The sequence below is a fragment of the Dapis brunnea BLCC-M229 genome (assembly GCF_050015995.1).
Classification (GTDB): domain Bacteria; phylum Cyanobacteriota; class Cyanobacteriia; order Cyanobacteriales; family Microcoleaceae; genus Trichodesmium.
Genome location: NZ_JBNHEP010000251.1, coordinates 33,467 through 35,377 on the forward strand (window position 1 = coordinate 33,467; position 1,911 = coordinate 35,377).

Here is a 1,911-nt window from a genome sequence, read left to right on the forward strand (position 1 = left end):
TAATTATTCTAGATTTCACAGAGGGATTTTTTTCTATTTCTTGAATTCCTTGGGTAGCAATTTCTAAGTCGTTAGTAGAATTTGAGGAATAGTCTGTTTTTGATAGTTGTTGTAGTAAATTTTGAATTTCTTTTGCTGCTTCTGCTAAGGTTTGTTTTTATTCAGCGGTTAAATAGTTATTCTGGTTAATATTTAGATGCCTCTATTTTTCCTACTCCTCCAATAACGCTATTGATGTAACTTCCTCCACCAATTTTAATATCGTTACTTTTTTCAGTCATGTTAAATCTCCTGAGTTGACGACTATTAAAAAAAATATTAGTGCCGTTTATCTGATATTCAGTGTTTTTTTGTTGAACTATTTTTTCGGAATTTTTATCTAAATATTCTATCAAGTCTCTAAACTTGATTTTGATGGCTTCATATTTATTGTTCTCCTCTGTTTGTTTAACTATCTGTTCTAAAGTCGAAAATATTTTTCTAAAATAACTAACTGATACTTCTTGAATAGGGATAATCAGTTTTTCTCGACCAGATATTTTTGTTAAGGGTGGTAATAAGACTAAACAAGGTAGTTGTTCGGGAAAGATATCTAGTTTTCTAGCTATATAGTAAGATTCGTTTCTATTAAATGGTTTAGTGTTAAACAACCATCTACTTAAAGAAAATTTTTCATACAATTCTGCATAAATAATTGACTGCCAATATTTTATTAGTGAATCAAGTTTAGGCTCAGGTTTTTCTAAGATGTATATTTTATTCCAGTCTCCAGTTAATTTATCAAATTCATCAAAGTTATTTCTGATATAACTTACTATTTCTCTATCACTATCTGTATATAGAAAAATTGCATTAAGTAGTTCTGACGAATCATTCTTTATATTTTGGTCAGTCGTTAAAATATGTCTATATATAAAATCCTTATTTAAAAAAGGAGAAGCAATCAAAGCAGGAGTAATAGGATCTACCATAATATCTCAAATAATCAGAAATTTCATTGCTACTATGATATTGATTGCTTATTATAATCACCTCAAATCAAGCTCTACCGACCAAAGATAATAAAATTCTCTTACCTCACAAAATATAGGAAAATTTATATTCATAATTTTGACTCTACTTTTAAGTAAGTATATAGATATAGGTCAAATTTTACCCTCTCTGGAAAGTCACCTTACCTAGAAAATTTGCCAAAATCTTGGGAATGCTCAATTCTGAGTTTTGAGAATTTGACAGCTTGATAATTTACCGATTTTTCTTCTGTCTTTAAGTAAGCATATAGGTCAAATTTTATCCTCTCTGGAAATTTACTCTAGCTAGCAAGTTTTCCGAAAATTTCGGAATCCTCAATTTAGAGTTTTGAGAATTTGACAGTCTGATAATTTGCCGATTTTCATTCTGTCTTTGAGTAAGTAGATAGGCAAAATTTCACTCTATTCTGGAAATTTACTTCAGCTAGAAAGTTTGCCGAAATCTTCTCAATTTCCAATTCGGAGTTTTGAGTCTTTTACCCCTTGATAATTTGTCAATTTTCATTCTGCCTTGAAGTAAGTAGATGAGGAAAATTTTACTCTCTCTGAAAAATTACTTCATCTAGAAAGTTCGCCGAAATCTTCTCAATTTCCAATTCGGAGTTTTGAGTCTTTTACTCCTTGATAATTTGTCAATTTTCATTCTGCCTTAAAGTAAGTAGATGAGGAAAATTTTACTCTCTCTGAAAAATCACTTCAGCTAGAAAGTTTGCCGAAGTCTTCGGAATTTTCAATCCGGAGTTTTGAGAATTTCACAGTTTGATAATTTGCCGATTTTCCTTCTGTCTTTGACTTAGCATCTCGGCAAAATTTAACCTTGTCTGAAAAATCACTTTAGCTAGAAAGTTCGCCGAAATCTTCTGATTTCCTAATTCGGAGT

Annotated in this window: 1 protein-coding gene; it reads right to left on the reverse strand. The window is 30.4% G+C overall.

Features of this window, described 5'->3' with window-relative positions:
• Nucleotides 1-185 precede the first annotated feature (185 nt).
• Nucleotides 186-971, reverse strand: a complete 786-nt coding sequence (locus ACP6PM_RS29045; protein ID WP_426590361.1) for a hypothetical protein — start codon at nucleotides 969-971, stop codon at nucleotides 186-188.
• Nucleotides 972-1,911 lie beyond the last annotated feature (940 nt).